At 34.4% G+C, this 19559-nt stretch carries 21 protein-coding genes; 4 read left to right on the top strand and 17 right to left on the bottom strand.

Annotated elements, in window-relative coordinates:
* Positions 1 to 2 precede the first annotated feature (2 nt).
* Genes BST92_RS09680 through BST92_RS09655 form a run of 6 tightly spaced genes read right to left on the bottom strand, consistent with a single transcriptional unit; the run spans position 3 to position 6979 of the window.
* Positions 3 to 701 carry an FkbM family methyltransferase gene (locus BST92_RS09680; RefSeq protein WP_105071263.1) on the bottom strand — a complete coding sequence of 233 codons (699 nt, stop codon included), beginning with the start codon at positions 699 to 701 and terminating at the stop codon, positions 3 to 5.
* Positions 688 to 1986 carry an ABC transporter ATP-binding protein gene (locus BST92_RS09675; protein ID WP_105071262.1) on the bottom strand — a complete coding sequence of 433 codons (1299 nt, stop codon included), beginning with the start codon at positions 1984 to 1986 and terminating at the stop codon, positions 688 to 690. Before BST92_RS09675 ends, BST92_RS09680 begins: the two co-directional genes overlap by 14 nt.
* On the bottom strand, positions 1983 to 2810 hold the full coding sequence (locus BST92_RS09670; protein WP_105071261.1) for a polysaccharide pyruvyl transferase family protein: 828 nt from the start codon (positions 2808 to 2810) through the stop codon (positions 1983 to 1985). Before BST92_RS09670 ends, BST92_RS09675 begins: the two co-directional genes overlap by 4 nt.
* Positions 2810 to 3670, bottom strand: a complete 861-nt coding sequence (locus tag BST92_RS09665) for an ABC transporter permease (RefSeq protein ID WP_105071260.1) — start codon at positions 3668 to 3670, stop codon at positions 2810 to 2812. The genes BST92_RS09670 and BST92_RS09665 overlap by 1 nt, the downstream gene beginning before the upstream one ends.
* A gap of 41 nt (positions 3671 to 3711) precedes the next feature.
* The gene (locus tag BST92_RS09660) at positions 3712 to 6174 is read right to left on the bottom strand and encodes an exopolysaccharide transport family protein (RefSeq protein ID WP_105071259.1); all 2463 of its coding nucleotides are present in this window, start codon (positions 6172 to 6174) and stop codon (positions 3712 to 3714) included.
* 1 nt (position 6175) lies between these two features.
* On the bottom strand, positions 6176 to 6979 hold the full coding sequence (locus BST92_RS09655) for a polysaccharide biosynthesis/export family protein (protein ID WP_105071258.1): 804 nt from the start codon (positions 6977 to 6979) through the stop codon (positions 6176 to 6178).
* A 244-nt stretch (positions 6980 to 7223) separates the two neighbouring features.
* Between BST92_RS09655 and BST92_RS09650 the strand changes: the two genes are divergently transcribed.
* From BST92_RS09650 to BST92_RS15020, 4 genes are all read left to right on the top strand, one after another.
* Positions 7224 to 9104 carry an ABC-F family ATP-binding cassette domain-containing protein gene (locus BST92_RS09650; protein WP_105071257.1) on the top strand — a complete coding sequence of 627 codons (1881 nt, stop codon included), beginning with the start codon at positions 7224 to 7226 and terminating at the stop codon, positions 9102 to 9104.
* Between the two features lie 78 nt (positions 9105 to 9182).
* Positions 9183 to 9950: an O-methyltransferase gene (locus tag BST92_RS09645; RefSeq protein ID WP_105071256.1), complete on the top strand. Its 768-nt coding sequence runs from the start codon at positions 9183 to 9185 to the stop codon at positions 9948 to 9950.
* Between the two features lie 57 nt (positions 9951 to 10007).
* Entirely contained in the window at positions 10008 to 10709 is a 702-nt protein-coding gene (locus BST92_RS09640; RefSeq protein ID WP_036581482.1) for an ABC transporter ATP-binding protein, read from the top strand.
* Complete coding sequence (locus BST92_RS15020) at positions 10697 to 10864, top strand: hypothetical protein (RefSeq protein WP_170061733.1); 168 nt, start codon at positions 10697 to 10699, stop codon at positions 10862 to 10864. Before BST92_RS09640 ends, BST92_RS15020 begins: the two co-directional genes overlap by 13 nt.
* A 2-nt stretch (positions 10865 to 10866) precedes the next feature.
* On the opposite strand, the gene BST92_RS09635 is transcribed toward BST92_RS15020, so the two are convergent.
* From BST92_RS09635 to BST92_RS09590, 11 genes are all read right to left on the bottom strand, one after another.
* Positions 10867 to 11547, bottom strand: a complete 681-nt coding sequence (locus BST92_RS09635) for a TlpA family protein disulfide reductase (RefSeq protein WP_105071255.1) — start codon at positions 11545 to 11547, stop codon at positions 10867 to 10869.
* 170 nt (positions 11548 to 11717) lie between these two features.
* Positions 11718 to 13022 (bottom strand): 30S ribosomal protein S12 methylthiotransferase RimO, encoded by a 1305-nt coding sequence (gene rimO / locus BST92_RS09630; RefSeq protein WP_105071254.1) that lies wholly within the window; start codon positions 13020 to 13022, stop codon positions 11718 to 11720.
* A 441-nt stretch (positions 13023 to 13463) separates the two neighbouring features.
* Positions 13464 to 13787: a hypothetical protein gene (locus tag BST92_RS14935; protein WP_146105139.1), complete on the bottom strand. Its 324-nt coding sequence runs from the start codon at positions 13785 to 13787 to the stop codon at positions 13464 to 13466.
* A 12-nt stretch (positions 13788 to 13799) separates the two neighbouring features.
* Positions 13800 to 15401: an amidase family protein gene (locus BST92_RS09625; protein ID WP_211292471.1), complete on the bottom strand. Its 1602-nt coding sequence runs from the start codon at positions 15399 to 15401 to the stop codon at positions 13800 to 13802.
* A gap of 82 nt (positions 15402 to 15483) precedes the next feature.
* On the bottom strand, positions 15484 to 16437 hold the full coding sequence (ftsY, locus tag BST92_RS09620) for a signal recognition particle-docking protein FtsY (RefSeq protein ID WP_105071253.1): 954 nt from the start codon (positions 16435 to 16437) through the stop codon (positions 15484 to 15486).
* Positions 16438 to 16604: 167 nt separating this feature from the next.
* Entirely contained in the window at positions 16605 to 16757 is a 153-nt protein-coding gene (locus BST92_RS09615) for a DUF4295 domain-containing protein (RefSeq protein ID WP_081866548.1), read from the bottom strand.
* 6 nt (positions 16758 to 16763) lie between these two features.
* Positions 16764 to 16946, bottom strand: a complete 183-nt coding sequence (gene rpmG, locus BST92_RS09610; protein WP_040003760.1) for a 50S ribosomal protein L33 — start codon at positions 16944 to 16946, stop codon at positions 16764 to 16766.
* A 19-nt stretch (positions 16947 to 16965) separates the two neighbouring features.
* Complete coding sequence (gene rpmB / locus BST92_RS09605) at positions 16966 to 17205, bottom strand: 50S ribosomal protein L28 (RefSeq protein ID WP_036581503.1); 240 nt, start codon at positions 17203 to 17205, stop codon at positions 16966 to 16968.
* Between the two features lie 158 nt (positions 17206 to 17363).
* Entirely contained in the window at positions 17364 to 18611 is a 1248-nt protein-coding gene (locus BST92_RS09600; RefSeq protein ID WP_105071252.1) for a CinA family nicotinamide mononucleotide deamidase-related protein, read from the bottom strand.
* On the bottom strand, positions 18612 to 18947 hold the full coding sequence (locus BST92_RS09595; protein WP_105071251.1) for an Hpt domain-containing protein: 336 nt from the start codon (positions 18945 to 18947) through the stop codon (positions 18612 to 18614).
* Complete coding sequence (locus BST92_RS09590; protein WP_105071250.1) at positions 18944 to 19558, bottom strand: fumarylacetoacetate hydrolase family protein; 615 nt, start codon at positions 19556 to 19558, stop codon at positions 18944 to 18946. Before BST92_RS09590 ends, BST92_RS09595 begins: the two co-directional genes overlap by 4 nt.
* Between the last annotated feature and the right edge of the window lies 1 nt (position 19559).

Here is a 19559-nt window from a genome sequence, read left to right as displayed (position 1 = left end):
TACTATATTCCTAAAACATTTAATTCTCTATAAAAAATAGTCGTACATTTCTTATAAAATAACCCTGGAGAAATTCCCCAAAAATCCAATCGTTTGAAACCTTTCTGCATTATAAATTCAATTGCTTTTTGATATGCTATACGTTCTGAATCATCTAACACCATAACCCCTGATTCATTAAGTGCTTCAAAGGAATTGATTAAACAATTTACTCTATCTCTTCCATCAATACTTATCAAATCATATTTTTTTTCCGAACGAATAGCTACTTCAGAATAATTACCACCGTAAACTAATTTCTCAAAATAAATCTTTGCATTATCAGGTAATTTAACTGCCATTTTATTGAACCATTCTTGATCATGCTCTACAGAATCTATCTGTTGAACTTTATCACTAAAAAACAAAGTTGAATTTCCTGAGCCAAATTCAAAAACATTAAACTCTTTATTTAACCTATTAGAAATAAAGAAAATATAACTATATGTAACCCAAGGTAATGGCTTCCCGTTTTTATCTTGTGGATTTCTTGTCCGCCATGAATTCCACCAACCTATATCGTTTAAGAATTCATGATTTACAAATCTAACCGCTTGATTTTCCTCCTTACTTAAAACTCTTGCAAATAGTTTATCCTTAGAAAACTTCCTTACTATAAAATCTAGTATGTAATACTTAATTTTAGTTTTAATTTTTCTCATATCCTATGAAGTCATGTTTGATTAATAGATCACCTTGATTACCTTCTATTAATTGCCCAGTTTTAAAAAAGTCACCATTCTCTACTTCAAATGTGCCTGCATTTTCTATCCAGTCTTGAATATTCTCGTTATCCTTAACGAAAAGTGTGAAATAATAATAGCCCGATTGTAACGGTAAATTAGAAATATGAATTCTTATTTCTTTACATTCATTAGCTTCAAAATTTATTTTTTGATTTGTTAAAAAATTGTCCAACAAAGACAATCTATTACCTTTTGAATTATCAATTCCTATTGAAATTTTTATGTTCTGAAAACTCTTAGGTACAACATTATTAATTTTCACAACAAAATAAAAATTCAATCCTGATTGTAATAATTTAAGTTTTTTTCCATTTTCATTTTCAAACCAATAGGACTCAAATACCAGTTCCTGTTTACCTTTTCTATCTTCTCTAAATACTAGATCCTGTTGTAATTTTTCATCTCTAAAAATCTGTAAATAATAATTAATTATCTCACTAGTAAACCCATCTTTTTCAATTCTTCCATTATGCATCAAAATAGTTCTTGGACACAAGTTTTGAACAGCCGCCATATTATGACTCACAAACAGCACCGTTCTACCACTAGTACTGGAAATATCTTGCATTTTACCTATGGCTTTTTTTTGAAACTCAGCATCACCTACTGCAAGCACTTCATCAACCACGAGGATATCTGGCTCGAGAAATGCTGCCACGGCAAATCCTAAACGCACTCTCATACCGCTAGAGTACCTTTTTACCGGTGTATCTATATACATTTGACAACCTGAGAATTCTATAATCTCATCGATCTTACTAGAGATCTCTGTCTTATTCATTCCTAAAATTGCACCGTTTAAATAAATATTTTCTCTACCGGTAAGCTCCGGATGCATTCCTGTTCCGACTTCTAGTAAACTAGCAATACGACCTTTAGTCTTTATACTTCCCGTCGTAGGACTGGTCACTCGAGAGAGTATTTTTAATAAGGTAGATTTACCAGCTCCATTTTTACCTATAATTCCTAGAATCTCTCCTCTCTTAACTTCAAAATTAATGTCTTGCAATGCCCATACATAATCCGAACTAGCGCTAGCACTACGATCATTTACAGCACCTATTTGTAAGTAAGGATCTTCTTTACCTCGTATCTTATGCCAGAACCTATTTAAATCATGTGTTAAAGTCCCTGTACCTACTAATCCTAAACGGTACTGTTTAGATACATTTGAGGCTTTCAAAATGATATTATCACTCATATCGCTGTGTTTTTAAAAGGACAAACAGCTAGTAAGCCTTGTTGTATTTGTTTAATTTTTGAGGTACTAGGTAGGGCGTCTATGTGATCTTTAATATAACTTATAGATTCTTCTACAGCTTGCGCTTCAAACAATTCCATAGGAGTGTAAGTGTTTAAACCTACAGATAAAAAATAATCGTGATACTTCACACCATCACCATGGATATTATTTGAAAAACGCACTTGTACCGCAGGTGTTTGATAAGCGTGTGCCACAATAACTCCATGTAAAGAGGAAGATAGAATATATTCACAAGATAGTATCTCATCTGTTGTTTGCTCCACATCATTAGTTCTAAAATGAATCACTTTTACTTGTTCCATGTTTTGATACCATTCCTTAACCACCTCATAATCATTTATATGGGGAATTATCCCTAATTTGTATTTCTTCTCTATTTTTGGATGATAATACAATGGTAAAAGTAACGCTGGGTCACCATAGACTGCTGGACAGTTATAATTGAGTTCTTGAAGACGCTTTCGCGAAAGCGGACCTCTTACAGCTAAAAATGTGGCACCAGCTACTTGAGCATCTCTAGAGATAATGCCACTACCCCAAACCGTACAATGCGTGCCTATATGTTCTAGTATACTACCGATAGTTACATAAACAGGCTGCCACAGATTTTTAAAGTAAAATTTATTTGCTCTTAACCACTGTACCTTTTTACCTGATATTTTTTCTACCAAATATTTTCCTAAAAGATCTCCATAGTTCTCTTTTTTCTTCTTTTGGATGTATATCTCACTCCACCAGTATAATCGTATGATTTGTCCCATTAAACCGTATCTATAAAGGTTTTCTCTGTACGATTAAAGAAAATAAGACCTATAAAAAACAAAACAATTCCTAGTCCAAATCCTGCATAGAGTCCAGTCCAATGGATATCGAGGCTATTAAACCATAAACTGCGGTAACTTTCTATAATATGTGCAATAGGATTCCATTCTACTGCCCAATAATAATTTGTTAACTTATCCTTTGCCGCATCTATAGAATACATCACTGCACTGAGGTACATTAATAAATTTAAACCAAAACCAACGAGCAATGATAAGTCTCGATATTTAGTAGTAAAAGAGGATAAAACCATACCTATTCCCATAGCAAGTAAGATAATGTTCAACAGTATGATAATCAAGAGTGGGAAATAGACAGAAGGCCTTACTTCCATGCCGTTATAAGCAAAATACACATAAAAAATGACCAATATTAACAGCTGAATTGCATATTTAAGTAGTCCCGAGATTACCTTAGAAGCTGGCGATATAAACCTAGGAAAATATACTTTCCCAAAAATCCCTGCATTACTTTTAAAGGAATTACTAGTCGCGTTTAATGATTCTTTAAAATAAGACCATAGCGTTAATCCTGTAAGATTGAATAAAAAATTAGGGATAGCACCATTGCTAATTCCTGCAACTTCATTAAAAATTAAGGTAAAAACTACACTAGTAAATAAAGGTTGTATGATAAACCATAGCGGACCGAGTATAGTCTGTTTATAAACAGTAACTATATCTCTTTTTACAAAAAGAACAAGCAAATCCCTATAGCGCCAGATCTCTTTAAGATTCAGGTCTATCAGCTTACCTTTAGGTTTGATTTCGTAAAGCCAATTATCTGTATTACTACTCATAGGTGTTATTAATTACACTAGTAAAAGTGTTATAAAGCTACTTATCCAGGTTTGATAATACCTTTGATTAACTTTTTGATTCTTTCTACAATTCCATCTTTCATATCATTTTCATGATACCCATTCCCATAAGCTCCATAACCATAGCCATAACCATAACCATAGCCATAGCCATAGCCATATTTACCGCGTTCATTGAAATAGTTAAATACAAAACTTAGATTTTTAATTTCGCCTCTATTGTACTTTTCATTTACTACATCTAGCATTCCTTTTTTAGTATATCCTTGACGAACCATATATAAGGAAGCGTCTGCATGTTTTGCAATTTCCATAGCATCTGCCACTAAACCTAATGGTGGTGTATCGAGAATCACATAATCATAATCCTTTTTAAATTGCTCAATCATTTTTCCTGCTCGCTTGGACATGATTAATTCACTAGGGTTAGGTGGTACAGGACCAGATAAAGCTATGTCTAAGTTTTCCATACCTGCCGATCTTATGATTTCATTGAGCGAACAATCATTTACTAAATAATTAGAAACACCTAAATCATTTTCAATACCAAAATCATCAAAGATCTTAGGCTTTCTTAAATCCATTCCAACCAATAAGGTGCGTTTACCACTTAAAGCAAACACACTAGCTAAATTGATACTGGTAAAAGTTTTACCTTCTCCACTTACACTACTAGTGACCATAATAGTACGTGAACCATATAATGACTCTTGATCATAAATAAAGTGTAAACTAGAACGTATACCTCTAAAAGACTCGGCGATGGTAGATTTAGGTTTATCTTTTACTATCAGATTTGTCGGGTGATCCATCTTTCCAACCACACCTATCAAAGGTATTTTAGATAATTTTTCAATGTCTTTAGGAGAATGGATATAAAAATCTAATATGGTTAAAATAAAAGCAACACTTATAGGTATAGAAAACCCAACTAATAATGCCATTAAATAATTAATATTTGAATCTCTACGTGTCCCACCATCACCTGTATCTTTGGCCTCATCAATTACATATACATCAGACACATTTGCTGCTTTAACTAGTTCTGCTTCAGCTTTTTTGGCCATAAACAGATTGTAAGTGTTTTGATTAACGTCAAATTGTCTTTGAATTTTTAAAAACTCTTGCTGTTCTTTTGGCAACTTTTTGATTTGAGCTTCAACTTTTCCTATCTGACCATATAATGCGCTAAGCTCCTTATTTAACAAGGATTTTGAACTAATAATATTTTCGAAAATCACATCCTTAATGGCGTTGATATCTCTGTCTATTTGCTGAAAAACAGGAGCGTCTGCCCGCATCGCAAACTCTCTTCTCTTTCTTTCTTCTGATAGAGTTATCAACCTACTAACTGCTGCAGATATACTTCCTTCTTCTATACCTACTACTGATGGAGCTTGAATTACCGTATAATCGGTCCTATTTTGTAAATATTGCTTTAAATTATCATAGTAATTCAATTTGTTTTGAATACTACGTTTTTGAATTTCAAATTCTGTTAATTTTTGATTGAAGTCAGTATTCTGAGCAGTAACGTCCAGTATTTGGGACTTGTCTCTAAAATCTTCTAAGTCTTGCTCGGACTTTTTAAGAGCCGCCACTTGAACGACCAGTGAACTATCTATGTATTTAATCGTACTAACAGCAAATTTATTTTTACGCTGCAACTCGCCACGTTCTAAAATAACAGAACTCGTATTGATATAATCAATTAATCTTTGTTTATTACCGCCAGACATGCTTAATAACAAAATGGACGACCCATCTGGTTGCTGTCTAATCGATATCCCTTTATATCTATTTACCGTACCCCAATAATTACCGAAATTAAACAACCATTCTCCAGTCGCCGTGGTTTTACCTCTTTTATCTATTACAATGTTTAAAAATGGTAATTGTATAGAGTCTCCAAATTTGAACTGTTGTTTCCATTCTCCTACTGGCACTGTAACAACTTGACTTTTTTTCAAACTGTAATGGTAACCTGAGGCTGTTGCATTAGAAAAACTAGTAGAAAGCTCAAATCGTTCTTGATCCAGCACTTTAATTCTAATATTTTTGCCTGACAATTGCGCTTTGCTGCTGTCAGCATAAATGTAGAAAGGTGTTTTCTTATAAGCATCAGTATTATAATAATCTCCTTCCTTTATATAATTTATATAGAATTGTAATTCATCAACAACCTGCTCAGCGTGAGTACGAGATTTAAATTGTACTATGGCTGTGGTCACCTTATCAGTAGTACCACCCCAATTGAATGTTAAACTAGTATTACTAGTAAATAGCGGATTTGAATTATCCTTGATACTAATTAAAGAACTAGCACTATAAACCGTTTGAATAAACTGATTTTTATAATAAGCATAGGCTAAACCGATCCCTATGCATAGAATAAATAACCACCACAATTTGATTAGTTTTGTAAAAAACTGACGTATATCAAATATGCCTGATAAGGAATTAATTTCTTTTTCTTCTTCCATTTTATAAACGTGTAAAGAACAGTACTGTAGTTACAAGTGTCGTTAATACTGATATTATAGTGGTAAAAGAAGCTAGACCTGTAGTCCCTGTACCTAAAGATTTTTGTGGTAACGGATCTACAACAATCATATCATTAGGCTGTATATAATAGTAAGGTGAATAAACAACGTCTAATTGCGTTAGGTCTAAATGATGGACTTTTACACCATCAGGATACTGTCGTACAATTCTAACTTTAGTTAGATCACCTGTAATTGGAACACCACCACTATTTGCGATAGCTTCAATGATGGACACTTGATCTCTGAAAATAACTTGTTCACCTTGACCGCTTACTTCACCTGCCATAACATAACGTAATCCACCTAATCTTACCGTCACAAATAAGTCTGCATTTTCCTTAAAATATTCGGTAAGCAAACGTCTTTCAATCAACTCTCTTAATTCTTCTAAAGTCAAACCTAGAGCTTTAATTTCTCCTAATTGTGGAACTCGTATATCACCATGCTGATCAATGGTATAACCAGAAAAATATAATCCTCCTGCTTGATTTGAAGAACTATTGCTAGCAGTATTTCCTACATTAAACATAGAAACTAACTCTGGATCATAAGGCGCCTTTATTTGAATGCTTAAAACATCATTGATTTGTAATCTATATGGTGGCTGTACTTTTTGAATAGTAATAAGAGAGTCGTTTTTTACAGTTGGAGACTCTTGTAAATAAGTGATGTTACGGGTAGGTACACAAGAACTCACCATTAAAACCAAAACTATAATTATTAAACCTAATACGGTACGCATAAAACTTCTCAGAATAAGCTGTAAATATAAAGTTATCTATTTAAAATGCCTATAAACACCATGCTATTATCACTACAGTTCTATGAACAACATTTCTTAATCGCTTTTATTTCATACTTAAGTAAAAACAGCTCTTTAAAATTTAAATAGAATTCATTAAACACCCTATAGAAAACCAATAACCTTAAACATTAAACCCCTAAAAAAACACGTATTATTGCAATCTCTTAAAACATAGGATTTCATGAACTATATATCTGTTGAAAATGTCTCTCGTAGCTTTGGAGAACGTGTGCTGTTTGATAATATCTCACTTGGGATTAATGAAGGGCAGAAAATAGGTTTTGTGGCAAAAAACGGTTTCGGTAAAACTTCTTTACTCGATATTATCATTGGTAAAGAACAACCTAATACGGGTAGCGTAAATCGTCGTAATGATTTGCGTATGGCTTTTCTTCTTCAAGAACCAGACTTAAATCCTAATTCTACCATTGAAGAAATTATACTGGCATCAGATATCCCTACCATAAAAATTATTGCAAATTATGAGAAAGCTTTGCAAAATATGGAAGACGCAGACAAGTATCAAGCAGCCTTTGATGCTATGGATTCTTCAAACGCTTGGGATTTTGAAACTAAGTATAAGCAAATTCTTTCTAAGCTTAAATTAGACGATTTGTCTCAAAAGGTAGAAAACCTAAGTGGTGGACAAAAAAAACGTATCGCAATGGCTATTGCGTTATTATCTGATCCGCAATTATTAATTATGGATGAGCCTACTAACCACCTAGATCTAGAAATGATTGAGTGGCTAGAAGAATATTTTAAGCAAGAAAATTATACCATTTTAATGGTGACGCACGACCGTTACTTTTTAGATCGAGTTTGTAATGAAATCATAGAACTGGATAATGGGAAACTATATACCTATAAAGGAAACTATTCCTACTATGTAGAGAAAAAACAAGAACGCCTTGAGGTAGAGCAAACCACCCAAGAAAAAGCTCAGCAACTTTATAAAAAAGAGCTACAATGGATGCGCCGCCAGCCTAAAGCTCGTACTACAAAATCTAAGTCACGTATCGATGACTTTTACACTATAAAAGAAGCAGCTCACAACCGTCGTAAAGATCATAAGATTGAACTTGAGATCAATATGGAACGACTAGGAACTAAAGTGATAGAACTTCATAAAATTTCTAAATCATTTCCTGGTAAAAAGCTTATCGATAATTTCTCATATAATTTTATAAAAGGAGAACGTATAGGAATTATAGGAAAAAATGGAACTGGTAAATCGACATTCCTGAATATGATCACTGGGAATCTACTACCAGACTCTGGTAAAGTAGTGAAAGGTGAAACAGTAAAAATAGGATACTATACTCAAGGCGGAATAGACATTAAACCTGGTCAAAAAGTTATCGATGTCATCAAGGAATACGGTGAATATATTCCTCTCAACAAAGGTAAAATCATTAGTGCTAGCCAGCTGTTAGAGCGATTTATGTTTGACAGTAAAAAGAAACATGACTTTGTAGAAAAACTAAGTGGTGGTGAACGCAAACGACTTTACTTATGTACAGTACTTATACAAAACCCTAATTTTCTGATTCTTGATGAACCGACTAACGATCTAGATATCCCTACTTTAAATATCTTAGAAAACTTTTTAATGGATTTCCCTGGTTGTTTGATGGTTGTGAGTCACGACCGTTATTTTATGGATAAGATCGTAGATCATCTATTTGTTTTCAATCAGTCCGGAACAATCACAGATTTCCCTGGGAACTATAGTGATTTCCGTGCCTATGTAGGAAATACTGATCTAGCATTAGATAAAGAAGATACCGCTCCTAGCGAAAAGGTAATTACACAAAAGCCTGTCGAAAAGAAAACTATAGAAAAAACTGGACCTACACGTGAACAGCAAAAAGAACTTTCTAGACTAGAAAATAGCATTAAGAAACTAGAAGAACAACGTGTAAAACTTCAAGAATCTTTTTTAGACACCTCATTAGCACCAGAGCAATTAGCCGAAAATTCTATAAAACTAGATCAATTAAAAGCAGACTTAGAAGAAAGAGAAATGGAATGGTTAGAACTTACGGAGTCGATTGGATAGTATTTTTATAAAATTAAAGTTGAATTCAAATACTACTTTTAAATAAACAGAAAATAGTAATACAGTAATAGTTTCCTCTTGCTCCACCAACTCAAGAACTATATCAAACACTGCCTTAAATCCTTTCATTTACATGGGATTCACTCGCCGTTTGTGTTTACACTCGAGAAAAAGTGCTTAAGAGATAAAACGTATTATGAGCAGTATGATGCTATAAGATGCTTCCGCGAAAGCGTAAAAAATAACAACACCATTTTACACATAGAAGATTATGGAGCTGGTAGCAAAGTCTTTAAAACAGATGAACGTTGTGTGAGCGATATTCTGAAATACAATTCCAGTGACAAAAAATCTGCCGAAATGTTATTCCGGTTATGCAACTATTTTAATGTAAAAAAGGTATTAGAACTTGGCACCTCAATAGGTATAGCAACACATGCTATGACCTTATCAGGAGCTCATGTAACCACAATTGAAGGTAGTCCTGAAGTTCAAAAATTTGCACAATCGCAATTTAAAAAATTTAATCTCGATAAAGTACAAAGCATTTGTAGCAAGTTCAAAGAGTTTCTTAAACATCAAATAGGGACTACATATGACCTTATCTATATAGACGGCCATCACGATGGGATGGCAACCATAAACTATTTTAATGCTTGCCTAAAACTATCTCATAAAGACACCATTTTTATACTGGACGACATATACTGGTCGCGAGATATGACAGATGCATGGAATCAACTATGTCAACATGCAAACGTGACCGCTAGTATAGATCTTTATGATGTCGGACTCTTATTTTTAAGAACAGAACAATTGCAAGAACGTTTTTACATCAAGTTGTAACGTTATGAGAATTTGAACGTCCTATGAGAAAGGCTAATAATTCCATACTTTTAACCTATGAGTGATAATGTGATAGATGTACGTGGTATCGTGCGTAATTTTAAACTGGGACAAGAAGTTGTCAAGGTGCTTAAAGGAATCGATCTCGAGATTAAACGTGGTGATTATGTAGCACTTATGGGACCATCAGGTTCTGGAAAATCCACTTTAATGAATTTACTAGGCTGTCTAGACACTCCTACAGCTGGTTCTTATAAATTAAACGGTACAGACGTTTCTAGCTTAAGCGATGATCAACTGGCAGATATTAGAAACACAGAAATAGGTTTTGTCTTTCAAACTTTCAACCTTTTACCTCGTACAACAGCATTAGATAATGTCGCATTACCTATGGTATATGCCGGTAAGTCTAAAAAAGAACGTAATGCTCGCGCCACTGAAGTGCTTGAAAGTGTAGGATTAGGTGATCGTATGGATCACCAACCTAATCAACTATCTGGTGGACAACGCCAACGTGTTGCGGTAGGTAGAGCGCTAGTTAACAATCCTTCTATTATACTAGCTGATGAACCTACCGGAAATTTAGATTCAAAAACTGGTGTCGAGATTATGGCTCTTTTTGACAAGATTCATGCCGATGGAAATACAGTGATTCTAGTAACGCATGAAGAAGAAATTGCAGAGCATGCTCATAGAGTCATCAGACTACGTGATGGCGTTATTGAAACAGACATTAGAAATAAAGAATGGAAGGATTAAGCGACTACCAAGACTGGCTGTATATAGGTGCTGTTATCATTGCCTTTTTTGTATTCTTATTATGGAATCGCAAAACACATGGCCAGTCTAGAACAAAAAATAGACGTAGCTTTAAAGCCAGACTAGAAGATCGTAAAAAAGAACAGAGGAAATAATATTACTCATTTACCATTTCTCTTAATGTTGCAGATAAGTTCAAATGCTCTGCAATGATATCACCATAGACCTGAACAATTCTACCGTTTTTATCTAATAGTAAATTCATAGGAAAAGCCTGAACGCCATAAGCATCGATTGCAGGTCGCACATCTGTAAGATGTTCAAAATTGAATGCCTTTCTATCTAGAAAATGATTGACCACATAGTCTTTATCAAAAGTGATAGCTACAAAATTAACCTCGCCGTTGAACTCTTCTGATAGTTGATTTAAATATGGGATTTCTATAATACAAGGTCCACATCGAGTAAACCAAAAATTAACAACTGTAGGCTTACCTGTATAATCCACATCATCAATTCCAGAACTATCACTAGCTATAAACTCCTCCATAGGAAATCGATCACCTATCTTTTTACGATGCACTAAAAAAGGATCATAATAATTCGAATCTGGATTACTGTCTACAATCGTAACTTTAACCGTTTGAATTACTGAATCCTGAGCCGTTCGTGTACTAACTGAATTATGTATTACTAAACCTGTGGATAAGTTTTTTTTATATTTCTCAAACTCAAAAAAGTCCATCACAGTTCCATCCTCTATCTGATAGTAAGTAATTTGCGCCTGAGACAATGCAGCTGCACTGATCAATAAAATAATAAAAAACAACTTTTTCATAAGTCAAAAATACGGATTTGTAGAACGTATCACAGTATTCAAAGAAGATGCCAAGTTCTGATTGAATAACTTTTATACATCGACAATGTTGAAATAAAAAATGCTTCTTTAGTTCTTACCAAAAGAAGCATTGTTCATTATATATTTAATAGTGTTTTAAAATACAAAAATTAGTCTACTGGCTTACCATAAAGATCAAAATCTTCTGCTTCTGTAATGGTAACATTAACAAATGAACCTACAGACAGGTAATGCTTTTCTGCATCGATCAATACTTCATTATCCACATCAGGGCTATCAAACTCTGTACGACCTACAAAGTAATTACCTCTTTTGCGATCTATAATAACTTTAAAAGTCTGACCTATTTTATGCTGATTCAATTCCCAAGAGATCTGTGATTGAATTTCCATGATCTCATTTGCACGCTCTTGTTTTACTTCTTCAGGCACATCATCTTCTAACTTATATGCATGTGTATTCTCCTCATGAGAGTATGTAAAACATCCCATACGTTCAAAACGCTGATCTTTTACCCATTGTTTTAAAATCTGATAATCCTCTTCTGTTTCTCCAGGATATCCTACAATTAAAGTAGTACGTATCGCCATTTCTGGAACCGTTGCTCTAAAATCTTCTAGAAGCGCATTTGTCTTCTCAAATGTAGTACCGCGACGCATCGATTTTAAAACAGGTGTTGAAATATGTTGTAATGGTATATCTAAATAATTACACACTTTAGGCTCTGATTTCATAACCTCAAGAACATCCATAGGGAAACCAGTTGGGAATGCATAGTGCATGCGTATCCATTCAATCCCTTCTACTTTTACCAGTTCTTTTAAAAGATCTGCAAGACGCCTCTTTTTATATAAATCTAGTCCATAATAAGTTAAATCTTGAGCGATAAGAATAAGCTCTTTAACACCATTTGCAGCCAGTTTTTCAGCTTCAATGACTAGGTGTTCTATAGGTGTACTTTTATGACCACCACGCATTAATGGGATTGCACAAAAAGAACATGGCCTATCACAACCTTCGGCGATTTTAAAATATGCATAGTTCTTAGGAGTCGTTGTTACACGTTCACCTATCAACTCGTGTTTGTAATCTGCACCTAGCGCTTTTAATAAAGACGGCAACTCTGTGGTACCAAAATACTGATCCACATCTGGAATTTCCTTTTGTAAATCTGGCTTATAACGCTCTGACAAGCAACCCGACACAAATACCTGATCAACTTCTCCATTATTTTTGCGTTCTACAAAATCTAGGATTGTGTTTACAGATTCCTCCTTTGCGTTATCGATAAAACCACAGGTGTTAATTACGACGATATTCCCTTCTTCTTCATGGACCACATCTTTGCCACTGGCCTTCAGCTGTCCCATCAACACTTCACTATCATAGACATTCTTTGAACATCCTAGAGTGATGACATTAATCTTATTCTTTTTTCTTGATTTTGTTCTCATAAGCGGCTGCAAATTTACGACTTAACTAGATGTAAATGTTGTTTTTGATCACGCTTTCGCGAAAGCGTATTCATAAAAATTAGTATTTTCAACAATCTCAAGTAAATCAAATGGTAATACTCACCGGAGCTGCTTTTTTTCAAGGACTATTATTGACCTTTTTTTTGTATAGCTTATTTTATATAATACCTATTTAAATAGATAATAGCTTATGGGAAATGGATTATACACATCCTATGGCCGTTATATTTCAAGATCATTTATGCGCATGGTTTGTATGCTCATGTGTCATGTTACATATTTAAGATATGGTCATTTATGATTTCAATTGCATTTTTCGGTTTGAAAGATAGCTTTATAAAAACATCATGATATGAAGCTCAAGACGCTCTTACAATATTAAAATCTGGGAATGATACGCCTTAATTAGAATGTTGGATACTAATTTACCCAATTTACAATATCCTCAAAAAAGAATCGAGTATACAATGAGATCACAATGCAGGCCACGGTAACTAACCAATAATACTTTTTAGTCAGCAGCATCGCACTACAAATAAGTAACATGATGAAATGTATACCAGCGACTATATATATAGGCAACTGGTAGGTATCCACAATCGTTGATTCTTCAGATAGGGAATCTACATAAGTTTTTCCTAATACGGTAACGATATGAAAGGCTGCATAGATTGCCATAAACTTCGTTAGAATAACGAGACTTTTAGAACTAAGCAACGACGGCTTTTGAGTTGAATCTTTCAATGACTGTTGATTTTAATTGTAACCTTTAGGCATCTTACGGTGTTGGGTTGCTTTTTCATAAGCAGCTGCCCATTGATAAAGCATCTTCTCTTCTTCAGTAGGTGCAATGAAAGTTAATCCATATGGCTGACCATTTTCATCATATCCCATAGGAACAGTGATTGCAGGATAAAAAGCCACAGCAGCTTCTGCCGCATTATAATTATTAACTGATAAAAAACCATCTAGATTGTGAGACTGAATGTAATAATCAAAATACTCTTGCGCTTGTGTTGTTAATCTGGTTTTAAGAGCCGCAGATTCTACTGGAGAATAATCCTTCTCATCCATTATACCTTGAAACAATCGTTGACCATAAGGCATATAATTTAAAGAATCTACTCTATTTAATTCCATCACCTTAGCCACATCCCATCCTTGATACTCAGGCAATCCTAATCCCATGAAATATGCAGGCAAATCCTTTTTCATATCGACATTAAGTAAAGAAACAAATCCTTCTAGTTGCGGTTGTTTTTCTTCTAGTTCTACCACCGTTGCTCCTAGTGCAACAATTTGTTCAACAGCACTGGCATATAATGGATTTTTCTTATAACCAGGAAATACCCCAAAAACACGACCTTGAACCGTAGAGGTCCCCAAATTTGCAATAAACAAATCGCTAAACATGCGTTTATCACTTAACATCCCACGCATTAAAATGACATTATCCACAACATTCTTAGACATAGGACCTGCTGTATCGAGATAAGTTGATATAGGAATAATACCTATCCCACTTAAAGTACCTACTGATGGTTTTAAACCTACTACACTATTTTGTGACGCTGGCGATAATATCGAACCTGCCGTCTCAGAACCTACAGCAGCCACTGCAAAATTTGCAGCCACAGCAACACCGCTACCACTACTCGATCCACCTGTATCCATATCCTTACGACCATAGGGATTTAATGTTTGTCCACCTATTGCGCTATAACCACTAGGACAATCACCACAGAAAAAATAAGCCCATTCACTTAGATTTGCTTTTCCTAAAATGATAGCATCTGCCTCAATCAATCGTTGTACTATACGAGCATTTTGAGGTTCTAGATCTTTTAAGACAGCCGCACCAGCAGTAGTTTTCATCCCTGCGGCATTGATGTTATCTTTTAATAAAATAGGCATACCCATTAAACTATAAGGGTTAAACTTACCTTCTCCACGTCTGAACTCATCTATTCTTAAATCATAAGCATAAGCATCTTCCATAGCTTGTGGATTAAGTGCTATAATCGAATTTAAAGATTTTCGATTTTCTCTATCATACTTTGCAATTCTATTGATATAAAATAAGGTAAGTTGCTGGTAAGAGAGCTTACCATCATATACAGCTTGCTGAATTTCAGGAATGCTCTTTTCTAAAATTAATGATTTGAGTTCCTCGCTTTCGCGAAAGCTGGACAAATCTTCTTTAAAAGGAGCTATAATATCTTCTTTATTTAAAAACCTTGAGTCCAACACTTTATAATTTTCATCATCTTGAGACGTCGACTGAGGCCCTTGATTTGCAGCTTTAGGAGATTGACAGCTCCACATAGTTAATGCTAAAAGAAGTAGTATAAAACGCATATATTATTTTTCTTAAAAGTAAAAAAACTCTTAGACCTAACCGTTGCTAGATTTAAGAGTTATTAAATGTTTATTGTTGGACTTAATTAAAGAAACTATCAACGAATTCAGTTTTATTAAAAACTTGTAAATCATCCATTCCTTCGCCCACACCTATATATCTTACCGGAATTTGAAATTGATCTGAAATACCTATCACGACTCCACCTTTTGCAGTACCATCTAATTTAGTAACGGCAAGAGAACTTACCTCTGTCGCAGCAGTAAACTGTTTTGCTTGTTCAAATGCATTTTGACCTGTTGAACCATCGAGAACTAACATTACATCATGAGGAGCATTAGGTATAATTTTTTGCATTACACGTTTGACTTTAGTAAGCTCGTTCATAAGATTAACCTTATTATGTAAACGACCTGCAGTATCTAGCAGCACAACATCTGCATTTTGAGCGACGGCACTTTGCAATGTATCAAAAGCGACACTTGCAGGATCACTACCCATTTCTTGCTTAACTATTTCTACACCTACACGATCTGCCCAGATTTGCAATTGATCAACAGCCGCTGCTCTAAAAGTGTCACCAGCACCTAAAACAACTTTAAGACCTTTTTGTTTAAATTGGTGTGCAAGCTTACCTATGGTAGTCGTTTTACCTACACCATTAACTCCTACCACCATAACTACATAAGGCCCATCTTGTTTTGGGATAGTAAAATCAGTGGCATCGCCATTATTAACTTCACTAAGAAGCCCTGCTATTTCATCTCGTAAAATCCCGTTAAGCTCAGTAGTACCTAGGTATTTATCTTTTGCGACACGTTCTTCAATACGATTTATTACTTTAATAGTAGTAGCCACACCTACATCGCTAGAAATTAATACATCTTCAAGATCATCTAGAACATCTGCATCGACCTTAGATTTACCAGCTACGGCTTTACCTAATTTATCAAAGAATGTTGTTTTGGTTTTTTCTAGTCCTTTATCTAGTGTTTCTTTCTTCTCTTTTGAAAATATCTTTTTAAAAAAACTCATTTTGGCTATTTCTGGTGGTTGCAAATTTAATCATATATGTGATACTATAGAAGTATCATCATTTTATGCAGTCAATTTGTAGGCCATTAAGAGATGACTGACAAATGGTCTACAAAAAAAGACCGCTCTGCAAGCAGAGCGGTCTTTTATCATCTTAACTAACCAACTTATTTCTTTTTCAAGAAATCGTTTACTAATTCTGGTGCCATAATAGCACTTACAAATGTGTATGCACCTGACTTAGGTGATTTAACCATCTTAATGGCCTTTGTTAATCTCTTTGACCCAGTTTGTAGGGTTGCTACTGATTTCTTTGCCATGTCGTATTATTTAATTTCTTTATGAACAGTCATACGCTTTAAGATCGGATTGAATTTTTTAATTTCCAAACGATCTGGCGTGTTCTTTTTATTCTTAGTTGTAATGTAACGAGAAGTTCCAGCTTGACCAGACTCCTTGTGCTCAGTACATTCAAGTATTACTTGAATTCTATTACCTTTCTTTGCCATCTTCTAGTATATTAATAGATTACTTAGTAAGAAGCCCTTTAGCGCGAGCTTGCTTCATTACCTCAGTAATACCTAATTTATTGATGTTTTTTATCGCCTTAGCAGATACTTTAAGTGAAATCCACTTATCCTCTTCAGGAAGGTAGAAACGCTTAGTAAAAAGATTCACGTTGAATCTACGTTTAGTCTTATTCATTGCGTGAGAAACATTGTTTCCTGACATCGCTCTCTTACCTGTAAGTTCACAAACTCGTGACATGATTATCTGTGTTTAAAATCGGACTGCAAAATAACGATTATTTATTCGTTCTCACAAGCCTAAATTGTACCCTTTTTTATATTTTTTTTCTAAAAGCTAATTATCTTACTATTTCTATATTAAAAAAAGCAATCCCAATCTTCTCGCAACGACTAATATTACTGACCTATCAGCTCTTTTTGCAATAGCTCTAATGCTTTATTGATTGTTTTTTGAACTACTCTTTCTCGATGATTACCCATCATAAATCGTAGAGCATAAGCTTTTTCTGGTGTTGCTATCCCTATATAGACTGTTCCTACAGGTGCATCACTATCACCTTGAGTAGGTCCAGCGTTTCCTGTAGTAGCCACTGCATAATCTGACTTAAATTTTATACGGGCTTTAGAAGCCATTTCTAGTGCTACTTGTTCACTAACCACGCTGTACTTTTCTATAATTGCTGGGTCAACTCCTAACATATCAACTTTAGACTGTGTAGCATAAGTAACAGTGCTTCCCATAAATACTTTTGATGCTCCAGGAATTTCTGTGATAAGACTCGCTATTTTACCACCTGTACAACTCTCAGCCGTCGCAACCGTTTTACTTTTCTCTTTTAAAAGATGAACTACTGCATGAACTAAACTCTCATCATTACTTTCTCCTACAATAACATCATTTATAAGTACATAAAGCTGCTTAATTTGATCATCAACCGTTCTAAGAATAAAATCTTTATCCATTCCTCGAGAGGACAATCTTAAACGTACAGTTCCTAAACTGGGCAAATAAGCAAGTTTAATATGAGCAGGTAAGTTATTTTCCCATTGCTCTAATCGTGTAGCTATTGTACTTTCTCCTTGACCTGCTGTAAGAATCGTACGGTGATGTATAAATGGTAATTCACCTATATTGAGAATTTTTGGTATAACACCATCAGACATTAAAGCCTTCATTTCAAATGGCACACCTGGCATGGATACAAAAATGGTTTCTTCATCTTCAATCCACATACCTGGCGCAGTACCGTACTGATTAGATATTACCTGCGCTCTAGACGGTACTAATGCTTGATCTTTATTCATGTCAACCATAGGTGCCTTTACATATTCTTTAAACAACCTTGTTACATGATCTAAAACTTCTTGATTTAATTCCAGATGATCATCAAAAAACTCGCAAATTGTCTTCTTAGTTATGTCATCTTTAGTCGGACCTAATCCTCCAGTTACAAGAACGATGTCTGATTGTTGTTTCGCTTTCGCGAAAGCGGAAAGAATATGATCCCTATCATCACTAATAGATATGATCTCATACACATTTACTCCTATTTTATTGAGTTCATGTGACATCCATGCAGAGTTAGTATCTACAATTTGTCCTATAAGAATTTCGTCTCCTATAGTAATTATAGTTGCTTGCATTTAAAAATCTCTTTTAAGTTGTATAAGTGCCATATCTAACTCTTGATTTACACGCATGAAATGTTCTTTAATTTCCATTTCATCATTTGATTTTCCCCAAGCTTCAATAATCAATATGTCTGACAGGCAGTCCAGACCAAACATATCAATACTGGGTTTCATTTTATGAGCGTACTCGTGCACTCGCGCTCTATCATCATCAATTATAGCGACCGCAAGATGTTCAAGATCTTTAGGAATTTCAGTTATAAACATGTTTACCATGTCTTTGATAAAGCCTGCATCGTTATCAGATAACTCTTTTAACTTTTGTAGATCGTATAGTGTTTGTTTCATTTTACTTTAATCTGGAACATTTCTCTACCAGCTAGAACTCCTTTTAAAACATCATTCTCAGCGACTTTAGAAACGCCTGCCGGAGTTCCTGTAAAAATAAGATCTCCTATTTTAAGTGTGAAGTATTGAGAGACATGCTCGATAATTTCATCTATTTTCCAAAGCATATGACTAGTATCACCACTTTGCTGCAAGTTATCGTTTTTATATAGTTCAAAAGATAATTTATTTAAATCACCTAATTCTTCTTTATCAACAAACTCTCTTGAAACAACACTAGCTCCATCAAAAGACTTAGCCTTTTCCCAAGGTAATCCTTTTTCTTTACAACGTTGTTGTACATCTCTTGCCGTAAAATCAATTCCTAGACCGATTTCATTATAATATTTATGTGCAAATTTTTTATCGATATGCTTACCGATACGATTAATACGTACTACTACTTCAACCTCGTGATGAACATCATTTGAGAATGTAGGTATGAAAAACGGCTGTTTATGTAGTAAAATAGAAGTGTCTGGTTTTAAAAACACAACTGGCTCAGTAGGTCGCTCATTTTGGAGCTCTGCTATATGCTCTGTATAATTACGCCCGATGCAAATTATTTTCATT

The organism is Nonlabens arenilitoris, assembly GCF_002954765.1.
Lineage (GTDB): Bacteria > Bacteroidota > Bacteroidia > Flavobacteriales > Flavobacteriaceae > Nonlabens > Nonlabens arenilitoris.
The sequence above is the reverse complement of the archived record's forward strand: the minus strand, read 5'-3'. Positions and strand labels throughout refer to the sequence as shown.

Bases quoted from the DNA above. Each gene is read 5' to 3' on its own strand.
- BST92_RS09680 (WP_105071263.1), bottom strand. From the start codon at position 701: ATGAGAAAAATTAAAACTAAAATTAAGTATTACATACTAGATTTTATA.
- BST92_RS09675 (WP_105071262.1), bottom strand. From the start codon at position 1,986: ATGAGTGATAATATCATTTTGAAAGCCTCAAATGTATCTAAACAGTAC.
- BST92_RS09670 (WP_105071261.1), bottom strand. From the start codon at position 2,810: ATGGGACAAATCATACGATTATACTGGTGGAGTGAGATATACATCCAA.
- BST92_RS09665 (WP_105071260.1), bottom strand. From the start codon at position 3,670: ATGAGTAGTAATACAGATAATTGGCTTTACGAAATCAAACCTAAAGGT.
- BST92_RS09660 (WP_105071259.1), bottom strand. From the start codon at position 6,174: ATGGAAGAAGAAAAAGAAATTAATTCCTTATCAGGCATATTTGATATA.
- BST92_RS09655 (WP_105071258.1), bottom strand. From the start codon at position 6,979: ATGCGTACCGTATTAGGTTTAATAATTATAGTTTTGGTTTTAATGGTG.
- BST92_RS09650 (WP_105071257.1), top strand. From the start codon at position 7,224: ATGAACTATATATCTGTTGAAAATGTCTCTCGTAGCTTTGGAGAACGT.
- BST92_RS09640 (WP_036581482.1), top strand. From the start codon at position 10,008: ATGAGTGATAATGTGATAGATGTACGTGGTATCGTGCGTAATTTTAAA.
- BST92_RS15020 (WP_170061733.1), top strand. From the start codon at position 10,697: ATGGAAGGATTAAGCGACTACCAAGACTGGCTGTATATAGGTGCTGTT.
- BST92_RS09635 (WP_105071255.1), bottom strand. From the start codon at position 11,547: ATGAAAAAGTTGTTTTTTATTATTTTATTGATCAGTGCAGCTGCATTG.
- rimO (WP_105071254.1), bottom strand. From the start codon at position 13,022: ATGAGAACAAAATCAAGAAAAAAGAATAAGATTAATGTCATCACTCTA.
- BST92_RS09625 (WP_211292471.1), bottom strand. From the start codon at position 15,401: ATGCGTTTTATACTACTTCTTTTAGCATTAACTATGTGGAGCTGTCAA.
- ftsY (WP_105071253.1), bottom strand. From the start codon at position 16,437: ATGAGTTTTTTTAAAAAGATATTTTCAAAAGAGAAGAAAGAAACACTA.
- BST92_RS09615 (WP_081866548.1), bottom strand. From the start codon at position 16,757: ATGGCAAAGAAATCAGTAGCAACCCTACAAACTGGGTCAAAGAGATTA.
- rpmG (WP_040003760.1), bottom strand. From the start codon at position 16,946: ATGGCAAAGAAAGGTAATAGAATTCAAGTAATACTTGAATGTACTGAG.
- rpmB (WP_036581503.1), bottom strand. From the start codon at position 17,205: ATGTCACGAGTTTGTGAACTTACAGGTAAGAGAGCGATGTCAGGAAAC.
- BST92_RS09600 (WP_105071252.1), bottom strand. From the start codon at position 18,611: ATGCAAGCAACTATAATTACTATAGGAGACGAAATTCTTATAGGACAA.
- BST92_RS09595 (WP_105071251.1), bottom strand. From the start codon at position 18,947: ATGAAACAAACACTATACGATCTACAAAAGTTAAAAGAGTTATCTGAT.
- BST92_RS09590 (WP_105071250.1), bottom strand. From the start codon at position 19,558: ATGAAAATAATTTGCATCGGGCGTAATTATACAGAGCATATAGCAGAG.